The organism is Sunxiuqinia dokdonensis (genome assembly GCF_001270965.1).
GTDB classification, from domain to species: Bacteria; Bacteroidota; Bacteroidia; order Bacteroidales; family Prolixibacteraceae; genus Sunxiuqinia; species Sunxiuqinia dokdonensis.
Window position 1 is genome coordinate 1 of sequence record NZ_LGIA01000006.1, and the last position, 18,845, is coordinate 18,845.

Annotated in this window: 28 protein-coding genes and 1 tRNA gene; 21 read left to right on the top strand and 8 right to left on the bottom strand. The window is 42.3% G+C overall.

Annotation, left to right across the window (positions count from 1 at the left end; all coding sequences use genetic code 11):
- The first annotated feature begins 121 nt into the window (after positions 1–121).
- Positions 122–697 (top strand): DUF3332 domain-containing protein, encoded by a 576-nt coding sequence (locus NC99_RS00385; RefSeq protein ID WP_053178705.1) that lies wholly within the window; start codon positions 122–124, stop codon positions 695–697.
- Between the two features lie 79 nt (positions 698–776).
- Here NC99_RS00385 and NC99_RS00390 read toward each other — a convergent pair whose 3' ends face one another.
- The 5 genes from NC99_RS00390 to NC99_RS00410 form a co-directional block, all read right to left on the bottom strand.
- A complete protein-coding gene (locus NC99_RS00390) occupies positions 777–1,814 on the bottom strand; it encodes a DUF4837 family protein (protein ID WP_053178707.1) in 1,038 nt (345 codons plus the stop codon).
- Between the two features lie 96 nt (positions 1,815–1,910).
- Positions 1,911–2,120: a twin-arginine translocase TatA/TatE family subunit gene (gene tatA / locus NC99_RS00395; RefSeq protein WP_053178709.1), complete on the bottom strand. Its 210-nt coding sequence runs from the start codon at positions 2,118–2,120 to the stop codon at positions 1,911–1,913.
- Between the two features lie 50 nt (positions 2,121–2,170).
- Positions 2,171–3,505, bottom strand: a complete 1,335-nt coding sequence (rseP, locus tag NC99_RS00400; protein WP_053178710.1) for an RIP metalloprotease RseP — start codon at positions 3,503–3,505, stop codon at positions 2,171–2,173.
- Between the two features lie 7 nt (positions 3,506–3,512).
- Positions 3,513–4,685, bottom strand: coding sequence for a 1-deoxy-D-xylulose-5-phosphate reductoisomerase (locus NC99_RS00405; protein ID WP_053178712.1), 1,173 nt, complete (start codon positions 4,683–4,685; stop codon positions 3,513–3,515).
- An 8-nt stretch (positions 4,686–4,693) separates the two neighbouring features.
- Positions 4,694–5,557: a M23 family metallopeptidase gene (locus NC99_RS00410; protein ID WP_053178715.1), complete on the bottom strand. Its 864-nt coding sequence runs from the start codon at positions 5,555–5,557 to the stop codon at positions 4,694–4,696.
- A 220-nt stretch (positions 5,558–5,777) separates the two neighbouring features.
- On the opposite strand from NC99_RS00410, the gene NC99_RS00415 reads away from it, so the two are divergent.
- The 3 genes from NC99_RS00415 (at position 5,778) to NC99_RS22625 (ending at position 6,634) form a co-directional block, all read left to right on the top strand.
- Positions 5,778–5,850: transfer RNA gene (locus NC99_RS00415), tRNA-Met, on the top strand.
- A 163-nt stretch (positions 5,851–6,013) separates the two neighbouring features.
- The gene (locus tag NC99_RS00420) at positions 6,014–6,262 is read left to right on the top strand and encodes a GIY-YIG nuclease family protein (protein WP_053178717.1); all 249 of its coding nucleotides are present in this window, start codon (positions 6,014–6,016) and stop codon (positions 6,260–6,262) included.
- Positions 6,263–6,481: 219 nt separating this feature from the next.
- On the top strand, positions 6,482–6,634 hold the full coding sequence (locus NC99_RS22625; protein WP_082326235.1) for a GIY-YIG nuclease family protein: 153 nt from the start codon (positions 6,482–6,484) through the stop codon (positions 6,632–6,634).
- 36 nt (positions 6,635–6,670) lie between these two features.
- Here NC99_RS22625 and NC99_RS00425 read toward each other — a convergent pair whose 3' ends face one another.
- Together NC99_RS00425 and NC99_RS00430 are read right to left on the bottom strand one after the other, a co-directional pair.
- Positions 6,671–8,155: a hypothetical protein gene (locus NC99_RS00425; protein ID WP_204374854.1), complete on the bottom strand. Its 1,485-nt coding sequence runs from the start codon at positions 8,153–8,155 to the stop codon at positions 6,671–6,673.
- A gap of 361 nt (positions 8,156–8,516) precedes the next feature.
- Entirely contained in the window at positions 8,517–9,503 is a 987-nt protein-coding gene (locus tag NC99_RS00430) for a 3-keto-disaccharide hydrolase (RefSeq protein WP_053178721.1), read from the bottom strand.
- A 402-nt stretch (positions 9,504–9,905) separates the two neighbouring features.
- Between NC99_RS00430 and NC99_RS00435 the strand changes: the two genes are divergently transcribed.
- The 3 genes from NC99_RS00435 to NC99_RS00445 are packed head-to-tail and all read left to right on the top strand — an operon-like array spanning position 9,906 to position 11,682.
- A complete protein-coding gene (locus NC99_RS00435; protein ID WP_053178723.1) occupies positions 9,906–11,135 on the top strand; it encodes a phage integrase SAM-like domain-containing protein in 1,230 nt (409 codons plus the stop codon).
- A gap of 38 nt (positions 11,136–11,173) precedes the next feature.
- Positions 11,174–11,428, top strand: a complete 255-nt coding sequence (locus NC99_RS00440) for a type II toxin-antitoxin system Phd/YefM family antitoxin (protein WP_162231109.1) — start codon at positions 11,174–11,176, stop codon at positions 11,426–11,428.
- The gene (locus NC99_RS00445; RefSeq protein WP_053178727.1) at positions 11,428–11,682 is read left to right on the top strand and encodes a Txe/YoeB family addiction module toxin; all 255 of its coding nucleotides are present in this window, start codon (positions 11,428–11,430) and stop codon (positions 11,680–11,682) included. Before NC99_RS00440 ends, NC99_RS00445 begins: the two co-directional genes overlap by 1 nt.
- A gap of 203 nt (positions 11,683–11,885) precedes the next feature.
- Here the strand turns inward: NC99_RS00445 and NC99_RS00450 are convergent, their stop codons facing one another.
- Positions 11,886–12,335 (bottom strand): helix-turn-helix domain-containing protein, encoded by a 450-nt coding sequence (locus NC99_RS00450; RefSeq protein ID WP_162231110.1) that lies wholly within the window; start codon positions 12,333–12,335, stop codon positions 11,886–11,888.
- 150 nt (positions 12,336–12,485) lie between these two features.
- Here NC99_RS00450 and NC99_RS21760 point away from each other — a divergent pair, with 150 nt between their 5' ends.
- The 14 genes from NC99_RS21760 (at position 12,486) to NC99_RS00505 (ending at position 18,841) form a co-directional block, all read left to right on the top strand.
- Positions 12,486–12,647 carry a hypothetical protein gene (locus NC99_RS21760; RefSeq protein WP_157624308.1) on the top strand — a complete coding sequence of 54 codons (162 nt, stop codon included), beginning with the start codon at positions 12,486–12,488 and terminating at the stop codon, positions 12,645–12,647.
- Positions 12,648–12,657: 10 nt separating this feature from the next.
- On the top strand, positions 12,658–12,924 hold the full coding sequence (locus NC99_RS00455) for an excisionase family DNA-binding protein (RefSeq protein WP_053178732.1): 267 nt from the start codon (positions 12,658–12,660) through the stop codon (positions 12,922–12,924).
- Between the two features lie 3 nt (positions 12,925–12,927).
- Positions 12,928–13,065, top strand: a complete 138-nt coding sequence (locus NC99_RS21765; RefSeq protein WP_157624310.1) for a hypothetical protein — start codon at positions 12,928–12,930, stop codon at positions 13,063–13,065.
- A gap of 20 nt (positions 13,066–13,085) precedes the next feature.
- Positions 13,086–14,894, top strand: coding sequence for a DUF927 domain-containing protein (locus NC99_RS00460; protein ID WP_053178734.1), 1,809 nt, complete (start codon positions 13,086–13,088; stop codon positions 14,892–14,894).
- Between the two features lie 326 nt (positions 14,895–15,220).
- Positions 15,221–15,433, top strand: a complete 213-nt coding sequence (locus tag NC99_RS00465; protein ID WP_053178736.1) for a hypothetical protein — start codon at positions 15,221–15,223, stop codon at positions 15,431–15,433.
- Positions 15,430–15,987 carry a BT4734/BF3469 family protein gene (locus tag NC99_RS00470; protein WP_053178738.1) on the top strand — a complete coding sequence of 186 codons (558 nt, stop codon included), beginning with the start codon at positions 15,430–15,432 and terminating at the stop codon, positions 15,985–15,987. The genes NC99_RS00465 and NC99_RS00470 overlap by 4 nt, the downstream gene beginning before the upstream one ends.
- Positions 15,984–16,397 (top strand): PriCT-2 domain-containing protein, encoded by a 414-nt coding sequence (locus tag NC99_RS00475; RefSeq protein WP_053178740.1) that lies wholly within the window; start codon positions 15,984–15,986, stop codon positions 16,395–16,397. The genes NC99_RS00470 and NC99_RS00475 overlap by 4 nt, the downstream gene beginning before the upstream one ends.
- 39 nt (positions 16,398–16,436) lie before the next feature.
- Positions 16,437–16,715 carry a hypothetical protein gene (locus NC99_RS00480; RefSeq protein ID WP_053178742.1) on the top strand — a complete coding sequence of 93 codons (279 nt, stop codon included), beginning with the start codon at positions 16,437–16,439 and terminating at the stop codon, positions 16,713–16,715.
- Between the two features lie 10 nt (positions 16,716–16,725).
- Complete coding sequence (locus tag NC99_RS00485) at positions 16,726–16,953, top strand: hypothetical protein (protein ID WP_053178744.1); 228 nt, start codon at positions 16,726–16,728, stop codon at positions 16,951–16,953.
- Positions 16,950–17,306 (top strand): hypothetical protein, encoded by a 357-nt coding sequence (locus NC99_RS00490; protein WP_053178746.1) that lies wholly within the window; start codon positions 16,950–16,952, stop codon positions 17,304–17,306. Before NC99_RS00485 ends, NC99_RS00490 begins: the two co-directional genes overlap by 4 nt.
- A 17-nt stretch (positions 17,307–17,323) precedes the next feature.
- Positions 17,324–17,638, top strand: coding sequence for a hypothetical protein (locus NC99_RS00495; protein WP_157624312.1), 315 nt, complete (start codon positions 17,324–17,326; stop codon positions 17,636–17,638).
- A gap of 7 nt (positions 17,639–17,645) precedes the next feature.
- Positions 17,646–17,996, top strand: a complete 351-nt coding sequence (locus tag NC99_RS00500; protein ID WP_157624314.1) for a hypothetical protein — start codon at positions 17,646–17,648, stop codon at positions 17,994–17,996.
- Positions 17,997–18,266: 270 nt separating this feature from the next.
- Positions 18,267–18,437, top strand: a complete 171-nt coding sequence (locus NC99_RS21525) for a ribbon-helix-helix domain-containing protein (protein ID WP_082326236.1) — start codon at positions 18,267–18,269, stop codon at positions 18,435–18,437.
- A 149-nt stretch (positions 18,438–18,586) separates the two neighbouring features.
- A complete protein-coding gene (locus NC99_RS00505; RefSeq protein ID WP_053178751.1) occupies positions 18,587–18,841 on the top strand; it encodes a hypothetical protein in 255 nt (84 codons plus the stop codon).
- The last annotated feature ends 4 nt before the right edge of the window (positions 18,842–18,845 follow it).

An 18,845-nucleotide genomic window follows, 5' to 3' on the forward strand; every position in this document is an offset into this window, starting at 1 on the left:
TCAAAAATAGAATAAAAATGGATGATGTAGAACAAGTCGAAATGTTCGATGTTTTTAAAGGTGTTGTTTTGACAAGTGTTTAATATCTTTGATAGAATATTAGTCATTAAATTTTAAAATTATGAAGAAAATTAGGAAAATTACTTTTGTGGCCCTTCTATCGGGTGTCTTCTTGCTGAGCAGTTGTATCGGCAGTTTTAATTTGACCCGTACCGTTTTGGACTGGAACCGGTCGGTTGGTGACAAATTTGTGAACGAACTGGTTTTTTTGGCCTTGAATATCGTTCCGGTGTACAGTGTCGCTGTTTTTGTGGATGCGGTTGTTTTGAACACGATCGAATTCTGGACCGACGAAAATCCGATGTCGATGAAAGCAGGCGAAAAGCATGAAAAAATTGTTGAGATCGATGGTAAAACCTATCAGTTAACTTCGGAAAAGTATAAGATGACGATTGAAGAGCTGGGAGAAAACAAGGAGGCAACAGAGCTGGTTTTTCGTGAAATTGATCAAAGCTGGTATCTGAAAAAAGGCAACAAATATCAAAAACTGGTTGAAGTAGAGCTGGGCGAAACCCTGGAGCAAACTTCTTATCATGTTGTTTTGCCTGAAGGAACCATGAATTTGAAAAGCGGTTTTGACAAACTTGCTCTGAAAGAACAATTGGAGCTGGCCGGACAAATGGCCTTGCAACCGTAAAAGGTGCTGGCGAAAACATGAAACAAGAGCGGGAGCTGTACCAGTTACAGTTCCCGCTCTTGTTGCGTTTGCGCGAATTTTAATTTCCCATTTTCGCCTGACTTGTTATTTTGTCATTTTTTTGCTGATCCGGAAATTCGACCGAATACACCATGGCTTCCACCTGGCGAAGCAGGTTCCGTTTATCGAAACGTGGCGCATACACATAACCATCGAGCATCACAATGCGATTGTTGGCCGCATCCAAAACCGTCAGGTTAATAAAGGGGCCACCCATGTAGTCGCCTTCCACTTTCCACAGACCGCGTGTTTCGGCAGCGTAATTTTTTCGCAGTTCAAATACATTGAAAATAGCAGGCAGCTGGTGTTCCGTGGTCATATAACTCCCGTCGGCCGGCCCCTCAACATGAGCCTGTAAAATCGAATCGCGCTTATTCAAAATGTAGTTCTCCGTAAACGTGCTGTCCGAAGTGTAGGGATAAGTATGAATGAGGATTCCCTGACTAATGTCCGGTGTTTCGTAGCGCACCCAGGCAAAATCGTCCCGTTCCTTGGTGACCTTAAAACCCGGTGGAACATTCAGTTCAATGTTGAATTTATCGCGGATGACATTTTTTGCCGCTTTGTCGTGGTACTTTTTGTAGTTCAGTTGCAAACGGTCGCGCTCGGCACGTAGCATATAAGCCACAATCCGGTCTGAATACTGGTCGAACAACTGATTGAAATCTTCCGTCGACTTGGCCTGAATGTTGACCACAGCCTGCGGCCAGGCCCAAATGTCTTTCTTGAATTCTACTTTGGATGAATCAATTGTCGTTGAAATTTTGATCTGCACAATGTTTCGGCTGGTCTTAAAAATTTCTTTGAAGGCAGAGGGCGGAACGGCAATCAAATCGAAGATGGGTTCTTCCTGCGGCAAGCCAAGCTGGGGCTGGGCCATTACTTCGCGAAATCGTTTCCCGGTGGCGCCTTCCCAGGTTGGTGTGGGAACAACGACGACCAACTCTCCGGCTTTTCCGGTAATTTTTTTGCGCATGTTGGTACTATCATCCTGGCAGGAACCGAGGAGGAGCGCAAGACCTGCCAACAAAAATCCAAGGCTTAAAATTCGTTTCATAATTATTGATGCTGTGGTGTGTGGCATGTTCCAACAAAAATCTTACCACAAAAAATCCCGCCTTTGTGGACGGGATTTTAAGTCAAGCAAAACTGATTATTTATTAATTTTTTCAGTGTTCTTCTTTTCACTTGTTTGATCATCATCATCATCTTCGCTGGTGGCTTTCTTGAATTCCTTCATCCCCTTTCCAAATCCTTTCATGAGCTCAGGAATCTTGCGCCCTCCAAATAAGAGTAGTACAATGACTAGTATGATGATAATCTCTTGTGGGCCAAACATGCCGCAAATAATCGATAAGTACATAGTCCAAAGTTTAATGGTTTCTGCAAAAATAGGAAAAATTTAATCGCTTCTTAAGTAAAGAGCTTGATAATATCGTTTGCATTGGCATAAAGTACCAAAGTCAGCAAAATTACCATGCCGGTAATTTGTGCATACTCCAGGAATTTGTCGCCAGGCTTGCGCCCCGAGACAATTTCGTAGAGCAAAAAGGTGACGTGTCCGCCATCCAAAGCCGGAATAGGCAACAGATTCATCACGGCCAGAATGATCGACAAGAAGGCGGTCATGTTCCAGAACTGGGCCCAATCCCATGCGCCAGGGAAAATATTACCGATGGCAATAAAACCGCCCAAGGATTCGTATGCCTTCGTTTTTGGAGAGAAAATCAGCTTAAATTGCTTCAGGTAATCTTTGATGGTATTAATGCCGCGATCGAAGCCTGCCGGGATGGCTTCCAAGAAGCCATAGTTGATGGTTTCATATTCGAGAAAGGCGTAAGCACTTTCGTGAAACTCCGGGTAAAAGCCGATGGTCCCATCTTCAGAAACGGTCACATTCAGCGATTGTGGTTGCCCGTCACGCAAAACGTTCATGGTAATTTTCTGCTCCTTCTTGGCCTTGATGTAACCAGTGAATTGGTCATAAAAGTTGAATGTTTGACCGTCGATATTCACAAAAACATCACCTTTCTTCAGCCCTGCCTGTTCGGCTGGCGAATCTGGCATCACTTTGCCCGCACTGCATTCAAACGGGAGGCGGGGAGCAATAACCGCCCGACTTTTGATTAAAAGCGCCAAATCTTCATCCGAAATTTCAACATCCACCTGCTGTCCATCGCGTAAAACCTGGATACTGTGCGCATCATCGAGGATGACTGTTGGGATAATCTTGTCAAAGTTTTCAATGTATTGCTGATCGACAGACAAAATCTGGTCTCCGTTTTGAAGACCAATTTGCTCGCCTGTTTCGTAAACCATAATTCCGTGAGTCACGTTTTCGGTAGGCAGGTACTGCGTTCCCCAGGCATACAGTATTCCGGCATAAATGACGAAGGCAAAAATAAAGTTCATCATTACACCACCCAACATGATCAACAACCGCTGGTAAGCTTTTTTGGCGCGAAACTCATGTGGCTGCGGGGGTAATTTCATCGCTTCCTTGTCCATCGATTCGTCAATCATGCCCGAAATTTTCACATAGCCACCCAGCGGAAGCCAGCCCACGCCATATTCGGTTTCGCCTCGTTTAAACTTAAACAGGGCAAACCAGGGGTCGAAGAAAAGGTAAAACTTTTCAACCCTTGTTTTAAACAACCGGGCAAAGGCAAAGTGCCCAAACTCGTGCAGCACCACTAAAATCGATAAACTCAGGATTAATTGGGCGGCTTTTATCAGTACTTGTTCCATACTTCTCTTACATCTTAATTTTACTTCGTTGTCTAATCAATGAAGTCGTTAACAATCGGGTTTCCTTGTCGGTTTGAATGTAATCTTCCAAAACCGGCGTTTTTATGTTCGTCACCCGCTGCATGCTTTCTTCAATCAGCCCGGGCATGTCAACGAAACGAATTTTCTCTTTCAGAAATGCCTGAACCACCACTTCATTGGCAGCATTGAGAATGCAAGGGAGATTTCCTCCCATTTTCAGTGCCTCAAAAGCGAGTGCAAGGTTACGAAAAATTTTTGTATTGGGCTGTTCGAAAGTCAGTTTTGGGTAATCCAGGAAGTTGAAGCGCTTAAAGTCCGATGGCAAACGTAGCGGAAAATTCAGCGCATATTGGATGGGCAATTTCATGTCTGGCAATCCCATTTGGGCTTTCATCGACCCATCGCGAAATTGCACAATCGAATGAATGATACTCTGCGGATGAACAATCACATCAATCTGCTGTGGCTGCAAGTCAAACAACCATTTGGCCTCAATCACTTCAAATCCTTTATTCATCATGCTCGCCGAGTCGATGGTAATTTTGGCTCCCATATCCCAGTTGGGATGTTTCAGGGCATCCTCGCGGGTTACCGTTTCCAGCTCTGCTTCCGAAAGATTTCGAAACGGTCCGCCGGAAGCAGTCAGGTAAATTTTCTCAATTTCATTCATATGCTCCCCAGCCAAACACTGAAAGATGGCAGAATGTTCCGAGTCGACCGGGTAAATATTGACATTATTTTTGACGGCTTCGCGCGTGATAATCTCACCGGCAACCACCAGCGTTTCCTTGTTGGCCAGTGCAATATGTTTTCCAGCTTCAATCGCTTTCAGTGTTGGAATCAGCCCGGAGTAACCCACCATTGCGGTAACCACCAGATCAACGGTTTCAAGCTGAACCACCTGCTCCAACGCTTCCTTTCCTGCAAAAATCTTGATGGGCTCATCTTTCAAGGCCTCGGCCAGCACCTTGTAGCGACAATGATTGGCCACCACCACCATGTTGGGCTGAAAAACCTTGGCTTGCTGTATCAGCAGTTCAATATTATTGTTGGCTGTCAGCACCTCCACTTCAAAGTGATCGGGGTGTTGTGCAATCACCTCCAGCGTCTGGGTCCCAATAGATCCCGTAGATCCAAGAATGGCAATCCGTTTTTTCATAGTCCAGTTTAAAAGTCAATGTATTTTTCGGGATCAAGCGCAATGCCCTGGTGCCACAACTCAAAATGAAGGTGCGGTCCGGTGGTTAGTTCGCCGGTGTTGCCCATAATGGCGATCGCTTCTCCGGCTTTTACCCGCTCATTTACCTGCTTTAGCAGCTCGGCATTGTGCTTGTAAACCGACACCAAATCGTTCTGATGCTGAAGGTAAATGACATAGCCAGTTTCAACAGTCCACCCGGCAAAAATCACGGTGCCGTCCAGCGCCGCCGAAATCCGCGAGTTGGGCATGCCGACCACATCTACCGCAACATGGTCCGTTTGCTTGTCAAACTTATTGGTAATCACACCTTTTAGGGGAGTAAAAAAGTGGAGATTGGCAATACTTTTTGATTTAGGGACTTCTGACTGAAGAGAAAGATCGAGTTGTTCTTCAAGAATTTTTTGCTGAAAAATTGAATCGTGGTTGTAATAATTAATTTGCAAGTCGCTCGACGGAATACTGGTGTCGGCAACAAAATCCGGCTCTTGAGGAAGTTCGCCTTCAATTAAAGCACGGATCTTTTCAAAATAGTTGTCCCGGATTTGAAGCTGTTCATCCAGCGAATCAACCAGCATGGCATTGTACACAATCATCTGTCGTACTTCTGCCGATGGGTAACCCGGTATCATCTCGCGAATGGGTGTGTAAGCAATCATCAGGACCGTAAAAACAACCAACAGCAAACCGCCAAAACTGACAATCAAAAAAACTTTGATCCGGCTAAGCTTCATGCTCCACACCGTTTGATAGGTCGAATCGTTATAGATAATCAACCGGTAGCGGTTTTTCAGTTTGTCAATTAATTTTTTGCTTTTCTCCTGTTTTACCATGTTCCGTTTTTGCAGGCAACAAAATTAGTAACAATTCGATGAATGCCTATTGAAGCAGATTGAAATTAATACTTTTTAACTGATCCAACCCGAAAGAAAAAATAAAAATTGTCCGAATCGTTTTGTTTCTCGAAAAACATCGTTTATATTTGCATCCGCATTTGAGGCAGGAACGCCAAGAATGAACGTTCAAAACAGACAAAAACATTCAAAAATATATTGCGGGGTGGAGCAGTTGGTAGCTCGTTGGGCTCATAACCCAAAGGTCGCACGTTCGAGTCGTGTCCCCGCTACAGTGAAGGAGAATCAATCAATTGGTTCTCCTTTTTTTTGTTGTTTTTTTTTCGGTAGCTCGTTGGCTCATATCCGGCAAAGGCCGGACCCACTTTCGAGTCGTATCCCCGCTACAATTATATCATATCTAGTTAATTGACTACCTTTTCTTTATTTTTGGGAATGACTTATCATGTTTACGTGCTGCATTCGGAAAAATTTGACAAGATTTACGTGGGCATGACCAGCGATCTTGAAAGACGAGTATTTGCCCATAACAACCTACCCAAAGGCTGGACAAAAAGCTTCAGACCTTGGAAACTGATTTTTTCCGAAACATTCGAAGAAAAAGCAGAAGCACTGAGACGCGAAAAAGCTTTGAAAAGCCATCAAGGAAGAGATTTCATACGCAACCATATTCTTCACCGCTAGCTCGTTGGGCTCAGATCCGGCAAAGCCCGGACGCACGTTCGAGTCGTGTCCCCGCTACAGTGAAGGAGAATCAATCAATTGGTTCTCCTTTTTTTTGTTGTTTTTTTTCGGTAGCTCGTTGGCTCATATCCGGCAAAGGCCGGACCCACTTTCGAGTCGTATCCCCGCTACAATTAGGTCATATCTAGCTAATTGACTACCTTTTCTTTATTTTTGGGAATGACTTATCATGTTTATGTGCTGCATTCGGAAAAATTTGACAAGATTTACGTGGGCATGACCAGCGATCTTGAAAGACGAGTATTTGCCCATAACAACCTACCCAAAGGCTGGACAAAAAGCTTCAGACCTTGGAAACTGATCGGATATTAAGAACACGCAACAAAATCAGAAGTCATGACCAGCTTGTTAGTCGGCTTTCACCTGCACTTCCTTAAACATATATGGATTTTCGCTAAGCCGCAAATCCTGGCCGCTTGATGTCGTTACATTCCGAAGTATCACTTCTTTGGAAATGACATACGGAAACTTTTCCACATAGGAAGCATCCGTCTTTTCACGATTAAAATTGGAAAAGATGGCCGGCCCCTGGTACTGATCCGGATGGTTGGAATCGTTGATATGAAGATTCTCGATGGTGATTCGTTCCGGCATATAGCAAGTGTAGCCAAAATCGTGCTGCCCCGAATTCGATCCTCCAATCAGGCTGGCACTGGCTGGTCTTCCGTTTGCTGGAACAAAAACGCAATTGCGAATAATAAATTCGCCCCGCCACGTACTGCCGTAATCGTCCCTCAAATTGATAAAAGTCCGCCCGCGAACAGTTGTGTTTTCCACCGTGAAAACCCCACTCCCGATAGCGTTAATTCCCATGTGTCCCAAGGTTGAGTTGCGAATCGCGGCATTGGCAACGCCCATATGGGCATCGAACCGCGAAAAGATGCAATGGTCATAAACAAGATTCTTGCAGTAATTGGAGCCCATGATCCCCCAATAACGGCTGTCATTGATATCATTGGTCTGGCGACAGTTCACGAATGAAATGTTGAGCGCGCGGTTGACCGAAATGTCGTAGCTCCCCATAGAGACCGGAACGCCTGCCGAACCAATGGTGCGGTAGGCTTTGTGCCCGGTGAGCATGGTGTTTTGAACTGTTACGTCGGCGCAATTGCTGATGTTGATGAAGCCGCCATAAGGCGCGCCATGATCGCCTTCGCCTGTGATGTGATGCTGCAATCCATCGACCAGCACATTTGAACGTCGGATAGCTATGCCCCGGCTGTAGTAGGTGTACTTTGATTCAGCCTGGTTGGCGATTGTAGTGAAACGTCCTCCGGTAATGGTTAGCCTTGCTTCGTCTATCGGAAGGGCGGTCATGTCGGTGATTTGGTTGAAATCCCAGATGATTGGGGCATTCTGATCCACATGCCCATCTTGGTTAACGATAAAGATATCTGTCTGAGGAGAGCCATCGTTTTGATTTGGCCCAAACCGAATATAACGTCTGGTATTGGCATCGGTAACCGTCATAAGGCAAGGCCCGGGCAAAGAGATGTCAATTTTTTCCTGATTTCTTTTCAGCGAGGTCAATCCCTCCGGCTTAAAAGATTCCAAACTTGAACTAACCAGAAAAACAGGCGCATTACGATTTTCAACATCCGTATCGTCGATCACAAAGGAAGCGGTGCCGAAATCGGTGTTGGTTTGAATGATTGCCGTGCGGTCTTTTCCCCCAATGTAGTAGGCAGCACCCTCGTCGGCTCTCACCGGAAAACCGTGCTCATTGGCAAAGGCATGGGCCGCAACAATCGCATCCATATCATCCACTTTGCCGTTGCCTTGCGCTCCAAAGTCACTGTAACGAACCATCCCGCGGTTTTTCAGTTGATGCACATCTGCCGCGGATTTATCGACCAGTACCTGCCTAGTTTCATTTGTCTTTTTAGTTTGTCCGATTGCTAAACTTCCAACGAAAAATAAGAATAGCAATAAGTGTACGTTTTTCATCTGGTTGAAATATGCTTCATGGGTCCAAATGTAGCAAAAATCTGACTGCCTATTTCGCTCGGAACGCAGTCGTCCTCTCCCGGTAGGTCAGAGCTTGGATAAACCTCAGAACAGGCTCAAAATAAAACGCCTGAAGCCGACTGGCTTCAAGCATTTTTCGTTTATTCGTTTTCGTACCGCAGCGCTGCATATTTCAGAAAGTTATAGCTTAATTCTTCAGAGCTGACGTATGTTAATCCATCCTTACTTAGTTAACCGATGGCGTAATAACAAATTTGCGAAATTCAACCGGCCCGTGATCACCCTGAATCATAATTGGTCCCGGCTCCCCTTCATGACTATCCAGTGAGCCACCCGTTATTCCGGGAATTGGACGGTTCGAAACAACTTCGATTCCATTGTGCACAACCGTTACATGGCGACCAACAAGCGTTACTTCATAGGTTTGCCATTCGCCAGGTTCGCTGGCCGCATTGACCGCTGGAGCTATAAATCCATAAATACCGCCGATACTCACACCATCAGCTCTTCCTTTGGAATCCTCAATCTGCAGCTCGTAGCGGCCACGAAGGTAAATTCCACTATTACTTCCTGCCGGGTATCTGAATTCAACGCTCAGTTTGAAATCATCGAATTTTTGGTTGGTAATCAGGTTGCCACCCTTTTCCTTGTTCACCAATACGCCATCGACCATCTCAAATTTATTGTTCTCCGGAATGATCCATCGGTCCATGTTATCAGTGAGTAAGTTTATGGGATTTCCCCACACCGGCGGTTCTTTTCTTTCCAAAGATGGAGCACGAACACCAGTCCATTTTAGCTTGTTGCCATCGAGCATTTTATACCCGGTCAGAACATCATCTTTCAAAGTAAATTCAAAATAAATATCATCGATATCCATCCACTGCGGAGGAATAGTAAAATGGTACTTATCTTCATCGGCTGAGTAATGCACTTCCGCAATCGGACGTGCGCTTCCTTCGTAACCAACATAATAACCGACGAGTGTTGAAAATCCAGATAATTTGATTTCCAACCATCCGGGAAAACCATCGGATGCCAAAAGTCCATGCCTGAAAATTCCGAGATTCTCTAATTGATCCTTCTCCATGTTGATGGTAAGATCCCATTTGCCAATCACATCCGAGTCGCTTTCGACGCGTTGTGCCTGCGCAGAAACGAAGCCAACTAAAGTAAATACAAATAATAAAAGGAGAGTTTTAATTCTTTTCATCGCGTAGCTGTTTTGATTAGTAAAATGACATTCTTGCTTTTATATGTTACAAATCTACTCAAAAACTGCATTGAATTGAATACACTTTTGCAATTTACCCCTTTCAAAAATTCATTATGCGTTATTGTCTAAGCATTTAAATTGATGTATCCGGGAGCTATTCCACCACTGCCAAGACGAAAAATTGGGCATAAAAAAAGGTCAACCACTTCTGATTGACCTCTCAGCTCCCCAGGTAGGACTTATTGTCTACAAACCTAGATTCAGACAGATGCATTCAATTAACTATCTTTCTGCACTTTAAAGACTATTTTTGATTCCAAATTAAGACAGGTAAGTTTAACTTCATTCTTTATTCTCTCTTTTAAATTCTCTTTCATATCTTTGGATAAAACTAACACCATGCCCAGGCAGACACAACCAAAGGTAACATTCTATATCGACAAGAATAACCGGAATAAAAAAGGATTTGCACCTATAAAAGCAAACATCACGGTTAACTACAAGAACACAACAAAGATAATAGATCATATCCTTCCGTCCGACTGGAACCCGAAACAACAACGGGTAAGGCCTCCCCGCCCAGGTAAAACCAACGGCCACGATCTAATCAACACCACACTTGAAATTTTGGTGAAAGACTTTGAAGAATTTACCAGGCGTTGCCGGATGAACAAAATAGAATTAACTCCAGCTATTGCAAAGAAATTCCTGAATGGAGAAAGAAGCCTGACCGAAAAAGCATTCTGGATGGCCTATGATGAATATTTGGCATCAAAGCAGGTTGAACCAAAAACCAAACAGAACTACACCCTTTATTACAACAAGTTGAGCGAGTTTGAGAAAGAAACCGGCTATTACATTGACTATCCCACAATCGATGCCATATTCTTTGAAAAATACCGACATTACATTCTGACCGAAAAGGGCCTGGGGTGGAATACCTTTGCAACGGCGATTAAAAAACTCAAATTCTTTATGAACTGGAGCCTGAAACAAAAGTACCACAGCGAAAAGGGATTCAAGGAATTTTCGGCAACTGAAAAAGAACCTACAATCATATTCCTGACCATGGATGAACTCTCCACGCTTTATCATCACGACTTCAACAACAAACGATTAAACCAGGTACGGGATAAATTTTGTTTTGGCTGCTTTACCGGATTGGCCTTTTCCGATCTGGACTCATTGACCAGGGAACACATCAACAACGGAACACTTACCAAGCTCAGACACAAGACAAAGATCCCGCTGGACATTGAACTGGCATTACCGGCTCTTGAAATCATGAAACGTTACCAGGACAAATACAAAGCCCTGCCAAAGATCAGCCACCAGCGATTCAATGACTACATAAAAGAATGTTGCGAAAAGGCTGGCATTAAAACGCCTACGGTTTATAAAGACTTTTCCAAAGGGATTACAACCGAAAAGATTTCTCCCAAATACCAACTGGTGGGATCTCACACGGCCCGAAAAACATTCATCAGCAATTTCTACCACAATACAAAAGATGTGAACCTAACCAAAAAGAATGCAGGGATCACCCAGGATAAGACCTTGCGCCGGTACATGGGATCAGATAAAAACATGGAAAAAGAAGCCATGAATAAAGCTTTTGGGAATATCTAAAAAAAGTACGTAATTTTGTACTAAATCAAATGACAAAAATGAAAGCAGTTAATTATTCAGAATTGAGGCAAAACCTTAAATCCAATCTGGACGCGGTAACGGATGATCAGGAACTATTGGTTGTACACCGGCCCAAGGGGAAAAGTATTGTTATGATGTCATTGGCAGAGTTTAACGCATTGCAGGAAACCTTGCACCTGAACCGGAGCAGAACAAACCGCCAAAGACTTGAAAACGCCGTTGAAAATATCAACTCTAAAACAAACCTGGTGAAAAAACCTATTGCCGAATAATGGATATCTATTGGGATAAAACAGCCTGGGAAGATTACCAGTACTGGGTTACGAATGATCGAAAGATCCTAAGAAAAATCAACGCCTTAATAAAAGAGTGCCAACGCACACCATTTGTCGGAACTGGCAAGCCCGAAGCCCTAAAACAAAACCTTTCCGGCTTTTGGTCCCGGCGAATTACCGGCGAACACCGGTTAGTATATAAGGTTGAAAATGATGTTTTGTACATTGCCCAATGCCGGTATCATTATTAACTTTTGATCCTTCATCCATATTGCCCCCGGTTTTAAAAATAGAAAAAAGGCATTACCTTGATTATAAGAAAGGGGTATGCAAGATGTGTTTTTGTGGTACAAAAAACCATACCCCACATAATTTTGATAAAGAAATCTGACTCCAGATACCAAAAAATCAGTTTACGTTCAGTTGTAGAAGGGGAAAATAGATTCAGATTTCATTAATCTATTTTATCAGTTTTAATTAACTGATGTCTAAGGGCATATTCTTTCTGGGTGCTTTCCTTACGGATGATTGCCAAATAATTATTCAGAAACTCAAGTTCTTCAATTATACCTTCCTTGCTAATATCCGAATCTTTAATTCGATCAACTAATTCATCTACCAGTTTGGCTGAATATTTGGCATTTTCTAAGATATGTGAAAATGACAAATTGCCTTCGATTAATGTATTATTTATACTTTCAACAACGTCTGCACTTACTGCTGGCAATAGATCGTTATATGAATTTATTCCAAGAATCCGGCAAATCTCCAAAAATCTCTCAATACTTAAAACATTTATTCCTTGCTCTATTTTTTGGTATCCAGGTTGGCTAATGTTTAGTGCTTCAGCCATTTGTTTTTGACTGATTTTCTTTGCCTTCCTGAGTTCTTTTATCCGTTTCAAAACTAACATGTTGTAAAAATAATACTATTTGGATCATTTTACACTAAAACAACACAAATACAACTATTCAGATTTTTTATCATCTTTTATGCACATTTAAAAAACTTATCAGTTATATTTGCACATATAAACACTTAATATTATAACAACATGAAAGATGTAACTATCCCCAAACAAGAAACCAAAACCAAACGGATGATTGTTCTAGTGACCCCTACCGAACACAAGCGAATTAAGCAGTACTGCCGCGACCGCAAGGTAACGCTCACCAATGTGATCCGTTTCGCTTTGAAAGAAACTTTTGACCTCTAAATCTTCAGCCATGGAAAAAGTAATAATACTCGCCACAGCAGAAGAAATAGCCAAAGGGTTAAGAATAATCCTGGACGAACATTCCGCCCAACAAAAACAGCAGACGAACTTTGAAGCTGATAAAATGACCGTAGGCGAGGGAGCAAAGTACATTGATGTGAGCTACACCACACTTTGTAAGTGGATTAAGGCAGGCAAAGTGCCGGTACACGGAAAAGGCCCCACCCGCTTTTTATTGAAATCTGAGTTGATCGAAGCCTATAAAAAAATCGACTAGCCCATGAAAAATAAAAAAACCTACACAGCTCACTTTCCAGGCATCGGAAAAGTCGAAATATCTAAAGAGAGAGCCGAAAGGATCCTTTGGCTCCAAAAGGTGATTCGGGAGCAGAACGAGAAAGAGAAGAAAGAAGAATAGGCACTTGTTAGAAAACCATTATGACAAACAACAATAAAAAAGTACTTGCTGAAATCCCGGACTCGGAAAACCATGGAGAACACCATGAAATCTATGGGTTCTATATTTCAGGTAGTAAATACTTTACGATTGAAATACAAAGACGGAACAAGGTAAAAGTTGAACTTTCAAATTTCGTTGGGAAAAGTTTGTTCCACCTGGTCAATGGAACCAACAACAGCAAACGAATTATCCTGATCCAGCGATACACAGGAGAAACTTACCTGGTTGAATTGCAATCATCAGAAATGAGACTGGACAGTTTTGAAACCACCCTGAAAAGCAAACAGTGTACTTTTCTCGGTAACACTTACCAGCTCAAGCGGATATTCGCCAGGTGGATGGACGAAGAAGTTCAGGCAACTATTATTGAGGTAATGGGATGGAACCCTGAACATCAAATTTACGCTTTTGCAAATGCAATTTTTACGAAGGCCGGGCAACTATTAAAAGTGGATGATGTTGGCATTATCGCGGATCCAGAAACTCAAAGTAAATATTACCTACCGGCTTTTGGACAAGCTCATATCAACAACCTGGATTACGAAGGCGAGCGCAAATTTGTTTACATCGAGGGAGAAATTGATTTCGAAAAATGGTCAAAGCTCTATTTCCAAGCTTTTGAAACCAACGGCGGAATAGCCATTCTTTTCCTGATCCTCTCGGTTTTCTGGGATGTAGTTTTTAACCAGGTGGGGTTCTTTCCGTTCCTTTTTCTGTTTGGGGCCTATGGTACCGGAAAAACGTCAATGACCGAAAACCTATTACGAGTTTTCGGAAAAGATTTCATTGGGATCCCGCTTAATAATGCCACACAGGTTGCGCTATCCCGAACAATCGCAAGCCGAAACAATACCATTTTTTACCTCAAGGAATACACACCCGAAACAGACGAAGCGAACCAGGATCTCATTCTCACTGCTTACGATGGATCCGGCCGGGTAACCGGAGTAAAAAGCAACGACAACCGAACCCGAATTGCAGCGGTTAAATCAGCAATCATCTTTGATGGGAACCATTTGCCCAACCAAAAAACGGCTGTTCTAAGTCGAATGATCTTGTTGAACTTTGAAAACAACAAGTTTACACCCGAACAGCGAAAAGCATTTGAAGGCTTGCATCGGATAAAGGATAATGGTTTTGGGATTGTTGTAACCGATATTCTGAAACACCGTGAATATTTCGCCAAAAACTTCAAAAGAGAATTTGACGAGAATATAAAGGAGCTAAGAACTGACTTAAAAGCCGATTTTGCCGAACGAACCTTAAAGCATGTCGCCCTAGTGCTTACCCCCGCTAAACTGCTTAGTAAAAAACTTCAATTACCCTTTGCCTTTAATGAAATAAAGAGGGCCGTCGTGGACAACGCAAAAGACCAAAACAGCCTCCTAAAGCAAACCGATGAAGTGACAATCTTTTGGCAGGCATTTGCTTACAATGTGAGAAACGGAAACCTAATTCAGTTTATTCATGATGACCCCGGTAGCGATCCTAAAAGATGTCATTACCGCAAAAAAATGGAGGAATCCGGAGAATCAATTTTGCAAATTAAACTTCAATTGATCTACACAGAATATGTACGCTATTGCAAAAATAACAACCAACGATTCTTAGACTCAAATAGTCTCCGCATGCTTTTAACGTCAAAAGCCTACAAACCATTTATCGCCAATGTACAGAAGGGCAGAAGTGCAGCTTACACTGATTCCTATTTTGGCTCTTGCTATCAATTTCGGCTCGAATCAAATGAAAACGGTTTTGCAATCAATGAAGTAGAGTTAAACATGTAAATCTTGTAAATATTGTAAATATTGAAATATAAACCAATGAAAAACAACACCTTAAACATTTACAACACATTTACAGGATTTACACAGCTAACAATAAACATAAAAATGCATTGTAAATGTTGTAAATGTCTCAAAACAGCACTCAATAAATTGATATTGTGCCCATTAGACACCATTGAGGTGAAAAAGCAGATTTACAATGGTAGTTTCTGTAATGTGCTGATTAACTATGTTTTATTCGAAATCATTTACAGGATTTACAACATTTACAACCCTACACATACATAAAAGCCCGGCAAAAAAAAGCAATTCAAAAATCAACCAATATGGAAGCATTTGAAATTAGTTTCTTAATCTCCAACAAAAAGGGAAAGAAGAAAACCTCTTCACGAAAAACTTTTGCTGCAACCGGATGGGAGGCAGCAAAGGAAGTTGAGAATTTTATGCAGCGTGCCCGGATGGGAATGAAATTCGAATTCATCGACTGGGAAGTATTGGATCCCGGTAAATGTCACTTTTCATATAAAGGGAAAAAATGATACTAAACGATACACCAAAGTTCAGCTTTTTCAAGGCACCGGTGGCCAATGTTTCACCTGATCGACAGATCACGATCCGGGATGCTTATCTGGCTATCAGTGGCGACTATTTCAAACGGGCCACCCTTGAATTGAGGTCAATAACAGATCAAACCGAAAACCGGAATTTTAAAGCAACAAATTTCAGCTTTGTTACATTTTCCGGCACGTTCTCACGAAGAAACGAAAAGAGCCTAATTCAACACTCCGGGTATATGGTTTTAGATTTTGATCACCTGGAGAATGTGGCAGCCGTGAAGGATCGTCTGTTGAAAGACCCGCATTTTTATACGGAATTGCTGTTTGTTTCGCCCAACGGTAACGGCCTAAAATGGGTTGTTCAGATTGATATTTCCGGCAAATATTCACACGGTCAGTATTTCGATGCTATTAAAAATTACATCAAAAGCACTCATCAACTGGAAATCGACAAGTCAGGCAGGGATATTTGCCGCGTCTGTTTTTTGAGCTGGGATCCAGATGCCTTTGTTCACCCTAAACACCTAATAAGATGAAAGCAAATTTCGACCTGGAAATATGGCTCACCAATCGCCGTCCATTTAATCCGGAAGATTGGCTTGAAAAGCCAAAACAAAGGAAATTGAGACCCAGACAAACCCAGACAATCAAAAACGAAACCGGGATTCAGCACGACATCGAAGTTGTTGTTCGCCGGATTGAAGCTCATCAGCTGGATCTTACCATGAATTACCAGGACTGGCTTATTGTAGGCTTTGCCCTGGCTGATGGATTGGGCGAAACCGGCCGGGACTATTACCACCGCCTTAGCCGGTTTCACCCGAGCTACAACCAGGCAGATTGTGACCGGCAGTACAGCAAATGCCTGCAAGGTAGGCGATCAGGCGTTTCGATTAAGACTTTTTTCTATCTGGCCCAATCGGCCGGAATAAATATAAAAGTGTAATTATTTTTTAATCAATTATCAATCAATAAATTTAGAATTATGGAAAAGCAAATCAAACTTGAAGCAAATCAAACTATTGTTGTCAATGGTGCAGTATTAAACACTAAGGTAGCTGAACAGCTAAAAACTTTCCAGGAGAACGACAATGAATCTATTAAAGATCTTAAAGGGTATATAGCTGAAGCAATCTGCTTTATATCGAAAGAGGTCCTTGACTATACCGGACTTGACAAAGAATCACGAACGGAATACTTAATGAACCTATCCTCTGATCTTTCCTACTGCCGGGACTACTTAACTGAATTGGAAAAGCCATAAACAAATACTGATGAAATCAGACATTTTTTATGAAAATGCAATCAGTTTGCACCTGGAGAGAATCAACAAAGTGAAAAACTTTTTGATTCTCTCCGCCAAAGAACCCGGTATTGACGAATCGGAAGCAATCTACTACCTAAGCTTTTTGGTGGATCTGGAGCACGATCTAGACAAATGGCAAAGCGATTTACCCATTCCTGACACTGACCAGGAAAAAACTACGGAGGCAGAACAATGAGAAAATACTTTGTCAAAGCCGAAATTGAGTACGGAGCAGAAAATCGGAAGAATGTACTGGTTCGTATAGCATGCTTTGCTGATAATGAAGTAGAAGCGGAACGGGAAGCCGATAAGATTATTTGTGGCTGGACAGATGTTGAAGCTTATGAAATATTGAAAGTCACTACCCAGTTTTTCTACCTCCATGTCTTTTATGTTTCAGTGCTGCTTAAATACAGTAACGGCGACCTGAGGGAAGTCAAGCTTCATTTGCGGGCCGAAGATGAAGAAGAAGCCCGGAAGGTGGCAAATTCAATGGTAGCTGATTTTAAATATGTAGTTTCCAAGGAAGTCACAGCTGTGAGTAAATAACCAATAAAAATCAAGAAATGACAACAAAAGAAAAGAAAATCGAAAGTAAGAATAGCGCTATCCCAAGACTAGAATTCCTGCTCCATGATGTTCAAATGACTGAAGAAATTGCCGAAGAAATCAGGGATCTCCAGGGGAATAATAATTCCGCCATCAACAGTGAAATCAAACAGCTTGATGAGGTGATCGACTTCATGACATCTATTCATCTGCATGGCGATCAAGTTATTTCCCCCGAAAGGTTGCTTGACTCTATCGCTACTTTGCGTTGGGCCATTAACCGGCTGAGTATTTTTAAAGCCAATGGCGAAAGTAATTTACCCTCAAAATAAAAAGCGAATGAACACACCGACAAAAAAAATCGAACACGCACAGAAAATGCTAAAAGAACTACCGGTCGCGATTACCGGGCTTGAAGCGCTGGAGAGAATGGTCGATACAGATATGTCTTATAAGTATGGATCGGTTGATACGGACGAATCGCTTGATTTTAAGAATACCATCAAAAGGTCGATCAACCGATATGGGAATATGTATTTAGCCATTGTAACTTTTTTGGAGAAAGAAGGGATCAACCCTTATCCGCTCAATGATGAATGGTGGAGCCAAAAAGAAAACCGCGAATGGGCAGCCCGTTGGGGATTAAAAAGAAAACCCTGGTGGAAGCGATTGTTTAGCAAGCAAAGATAACCAGACCTGACACTTACCCAGTAAACGCAAATTCAAAAAAGCCGAACAAGAAAAAAGAATATGCCATAGAAAAAGCCCTCACACGTGGGGGCTTTTTCCTTTCACGCGATACCTAAAAACACATTTCTAAAGACTTAAATGTAGCTGCTTTTTCTGTACAGCTACATTTTTTATTCGCATCTTATGTGCACCCTGAGCCCCGTTTGAATCTGTCCTTTCGTGTGTGACACGCCTAACTTACCTTCATGTTAGATTTTAAAAGATAAGATCATGAAGAAAATTTTCACCGAGTGGTTTTCATTCCGAATGACACCAACCGAGTACGCCGGGATCAATCGAATGTGCGAACTCAGAAAAATAACCCGGAGTGAGCTCATCCGACAGTTGATCAAAGCCGAACTGAAAAAGGAAGAAAATGAGCAGAATCAAGAATGTATTTAGGCCAAGGGGGGCTGTCATATTTCCTGCTTTTCCCCCTCTTTTTCTGCCCGCTTGGATAGGGCGTGTTCGGAAGCTCGCAGGCAAAATAATTCGTTTCAGCGGATTGCACCCCCTTTTGATTATTATGAAACCTTCAAATTCAATATATTATGACAAAACTTGAAAAAAATAGGCTGGATGAAGCCGACGAAAACTCCCTGGAGTATGCCCAGCAATTCAAACGCAAATTGAGATTTGATTTAGGGGACACGGTTTATCTAAAAAGCGACATCAAAAAGAAATGCCCCATGACCATCGCTAAAATCTTGATTTTTGATGATGATGATGATTATGTGCTCACCTGGGCAACATCTCAAAAAACCATTGAGCGGCAATCTTTCCCGGATCAAATATTAATTAAATAAGAAT

What these genes read in the sequence shown, in the direction of transcription:
- NC99_RS00505 (WP_053178751.1), top strand. Translation starts at nt 18,587, where the DNA reads ATGACAAAACTTGAAAAAAATAGGCTGGATGAAGCCGACGAAAACTCC.
- NC99_RS00460 (WP_053178734.1), top strand. Translation starts at nt 13,086, where the DNA reads ATGACAAACAACAATAAAAAAGTACTTGCTGAAATCCCGGACTCGGAA.
- NC99_RS00440 (WP_162231109.1), top strand. Translation starts at nt 11,174, where the DNA reads ATGAAAGCAGTTAATTATTCAGAATTGAGGCAAAACCTTAAATCCAAT.
- NC99_RS00410 (WP_053178715.1), bottom strand. Translation starts at nt 5,557, where the DNA reads ATGGTAAAACAGGAGAAAAGCAAAAAATTAATTGACAAACTGAAAAAC.
- NC99_RS00385 (WP_053178705.1), top strand. Translation starts at nt 122, where the DNA reads ATGAAGAAAATTAGGAAAATTACTTTTGTGGCCCTTCTATCGGGTGTC.
- NC99_RS00470 (WP_053178738.1), top strand. Translation starts at nt 15,430, where the DNA reads ATGATACTAAACGATACACCAAAGTTCAGCTTTTTCAAGGCACCGGTG.
- NC99_RS00390 (WP_053178707.1), bottom strand. Translation starts at nt 1,814, where the DNA reads ATGAAACGAATTTTAAGCCTTGGATTTTTGTTGGCAGGTCTTGCGCTC.
- NC99_RS00455 (WP_053178732.1), top strand. Translation starts at nt 12,658, where the DNA reads ATGGAAAAAGTAATAATACTCGCCACAGCAGAAGAAATAGCCAAAGGG.
- rseP (WP_053178710.1), bottom strand. Translation starts at nt 3,505, where the DNA reads ATGGAACAAGTACTGATAAAAGCCGCCCAATTAATCCTGAGTTTATCG.
- NC99_RS00495 (WP_157624312.1), top strand. Translation starts at nt 17,324, where the DNA reads ATGACAACAAAAGAAAAGAAAATCGAAAGTAAGAATAGCGCTATCCCA.
- NC99_RS00475 (WP_053178740.1), top strand. Translation starts at nt 15,984, where the DNA reads ATGAAAGCAAATTTCGACCTGGAAATATGGCTCACCAATCGCCGTCCA.
- NC99_RS00445 (WP_053178727.1), top strand. Translation starts at nt 11,428, where the DNA reads ATGGATATCTATTGGGATAAAACAGCCTGGGAAGATTACCAGTACTGG.
- NC99_RS00435 (WP_053178723.1), top strand. Translation starts at nt 9,906, where the DNA reads ATGCCCAGGCAGACACAACCAAAGGTAACATTCTATATCGACAAGAAT.
- NC99_RS00480 (WP_053178742.1), top strand. Translation starts at nt 16,437, where the DNA reads ATGGAAAAGCAAATCAAACTTGAAGCAAATCAAACTATTGTTGTCAAT.
- NC99_RS21525 (WP_082326236.1), top strand. Translation starts at nt 18,267, where the DNA reads ATGAAGAAAATTTTCACCGAGTGGTTTTCATTCCGAATGACACCAACC.
- NC99_RS00490 (WP_053178746.1), top strand. Translation starts at nt 16,950, where the DNA reads ATGAGAAAATACTTTGTCAAAGCCGAAATTGAGTACGGAGCAGAAAAT.
- NC99_RS21765 (WP_157624310.1), top strand. Translation starts at nt 12,928, where the DNA reads ATGAAAAATAAAAAAACCTACACAGCTCACTTTCCAGGCATCGGAAAA.
- NC99_RS00420 (WP_053178717.1), top strand. Translation starts at nt 6,014, where the DNA reads ATGACTTATCATGTTTACGTGCTGCATTCGGAAAAATTTGACAAGATT.
- NC99_RS00430 (WP_053178721.1), bottom strand. Translation starts at nt 9,503, where the DNA reads ATGAAAAGAATTAAAACTCTCCTTTTATTATTTGTATTTACTTTAGTT.
- NC99_RS00465 (WP_053178736.1), top strand. Translation starts at nt 15,221, where the DNA reads ATGGAAGCATTTGAAATTAGTTTCTTAATCTCCAACAAAAAGGGAAAG.
- NC99_RS00405 (WP_053178712.1), bottom strand. Translation starts at nt 4,685, where the DNA reads ATGAAAAAACGGATTGCCATTCTTGGATCTACGGGATCTATTGGGACC.
- NC99_RS00485 (WP_053178744.1), top strand. Translation starts at nt 16,726, where the DNA reads ATGAAATCAGACATTTTTTATGAAAATGCAATCAGTTTGCACCTGGAG.
- tatA (WP_053178709.1), bottom strand. Translation starts at nt 2,120, where the DNA reads ATGTACTTATCGATTATTTGCGGCATGTTTGGCCCACAAGAGATTATC.
- NC99_RS21760 (WP_157624308.1), top strand. Translation starts at nt 12,486, where the DNA reads ATGAAAGATGTAACTATCCCCAAACAAGAAACCAAAACCAAACGGATG.
- NC99_RS00500 (WP_157624314.1), top strand. Translation starts at nt 17,646, where the DNA reads ATGAACACACCGACAAAAAAAATCGAACACGCACAGAAAATGCTAAAA.
- NC99_RS22625 (WP_082326235.1), top strand. Translation starts at nt 6,482, where the DNA reads ATGACTTATCATGTTTATGTGCTGCATTCGGAAAAATTTGACAAGATT.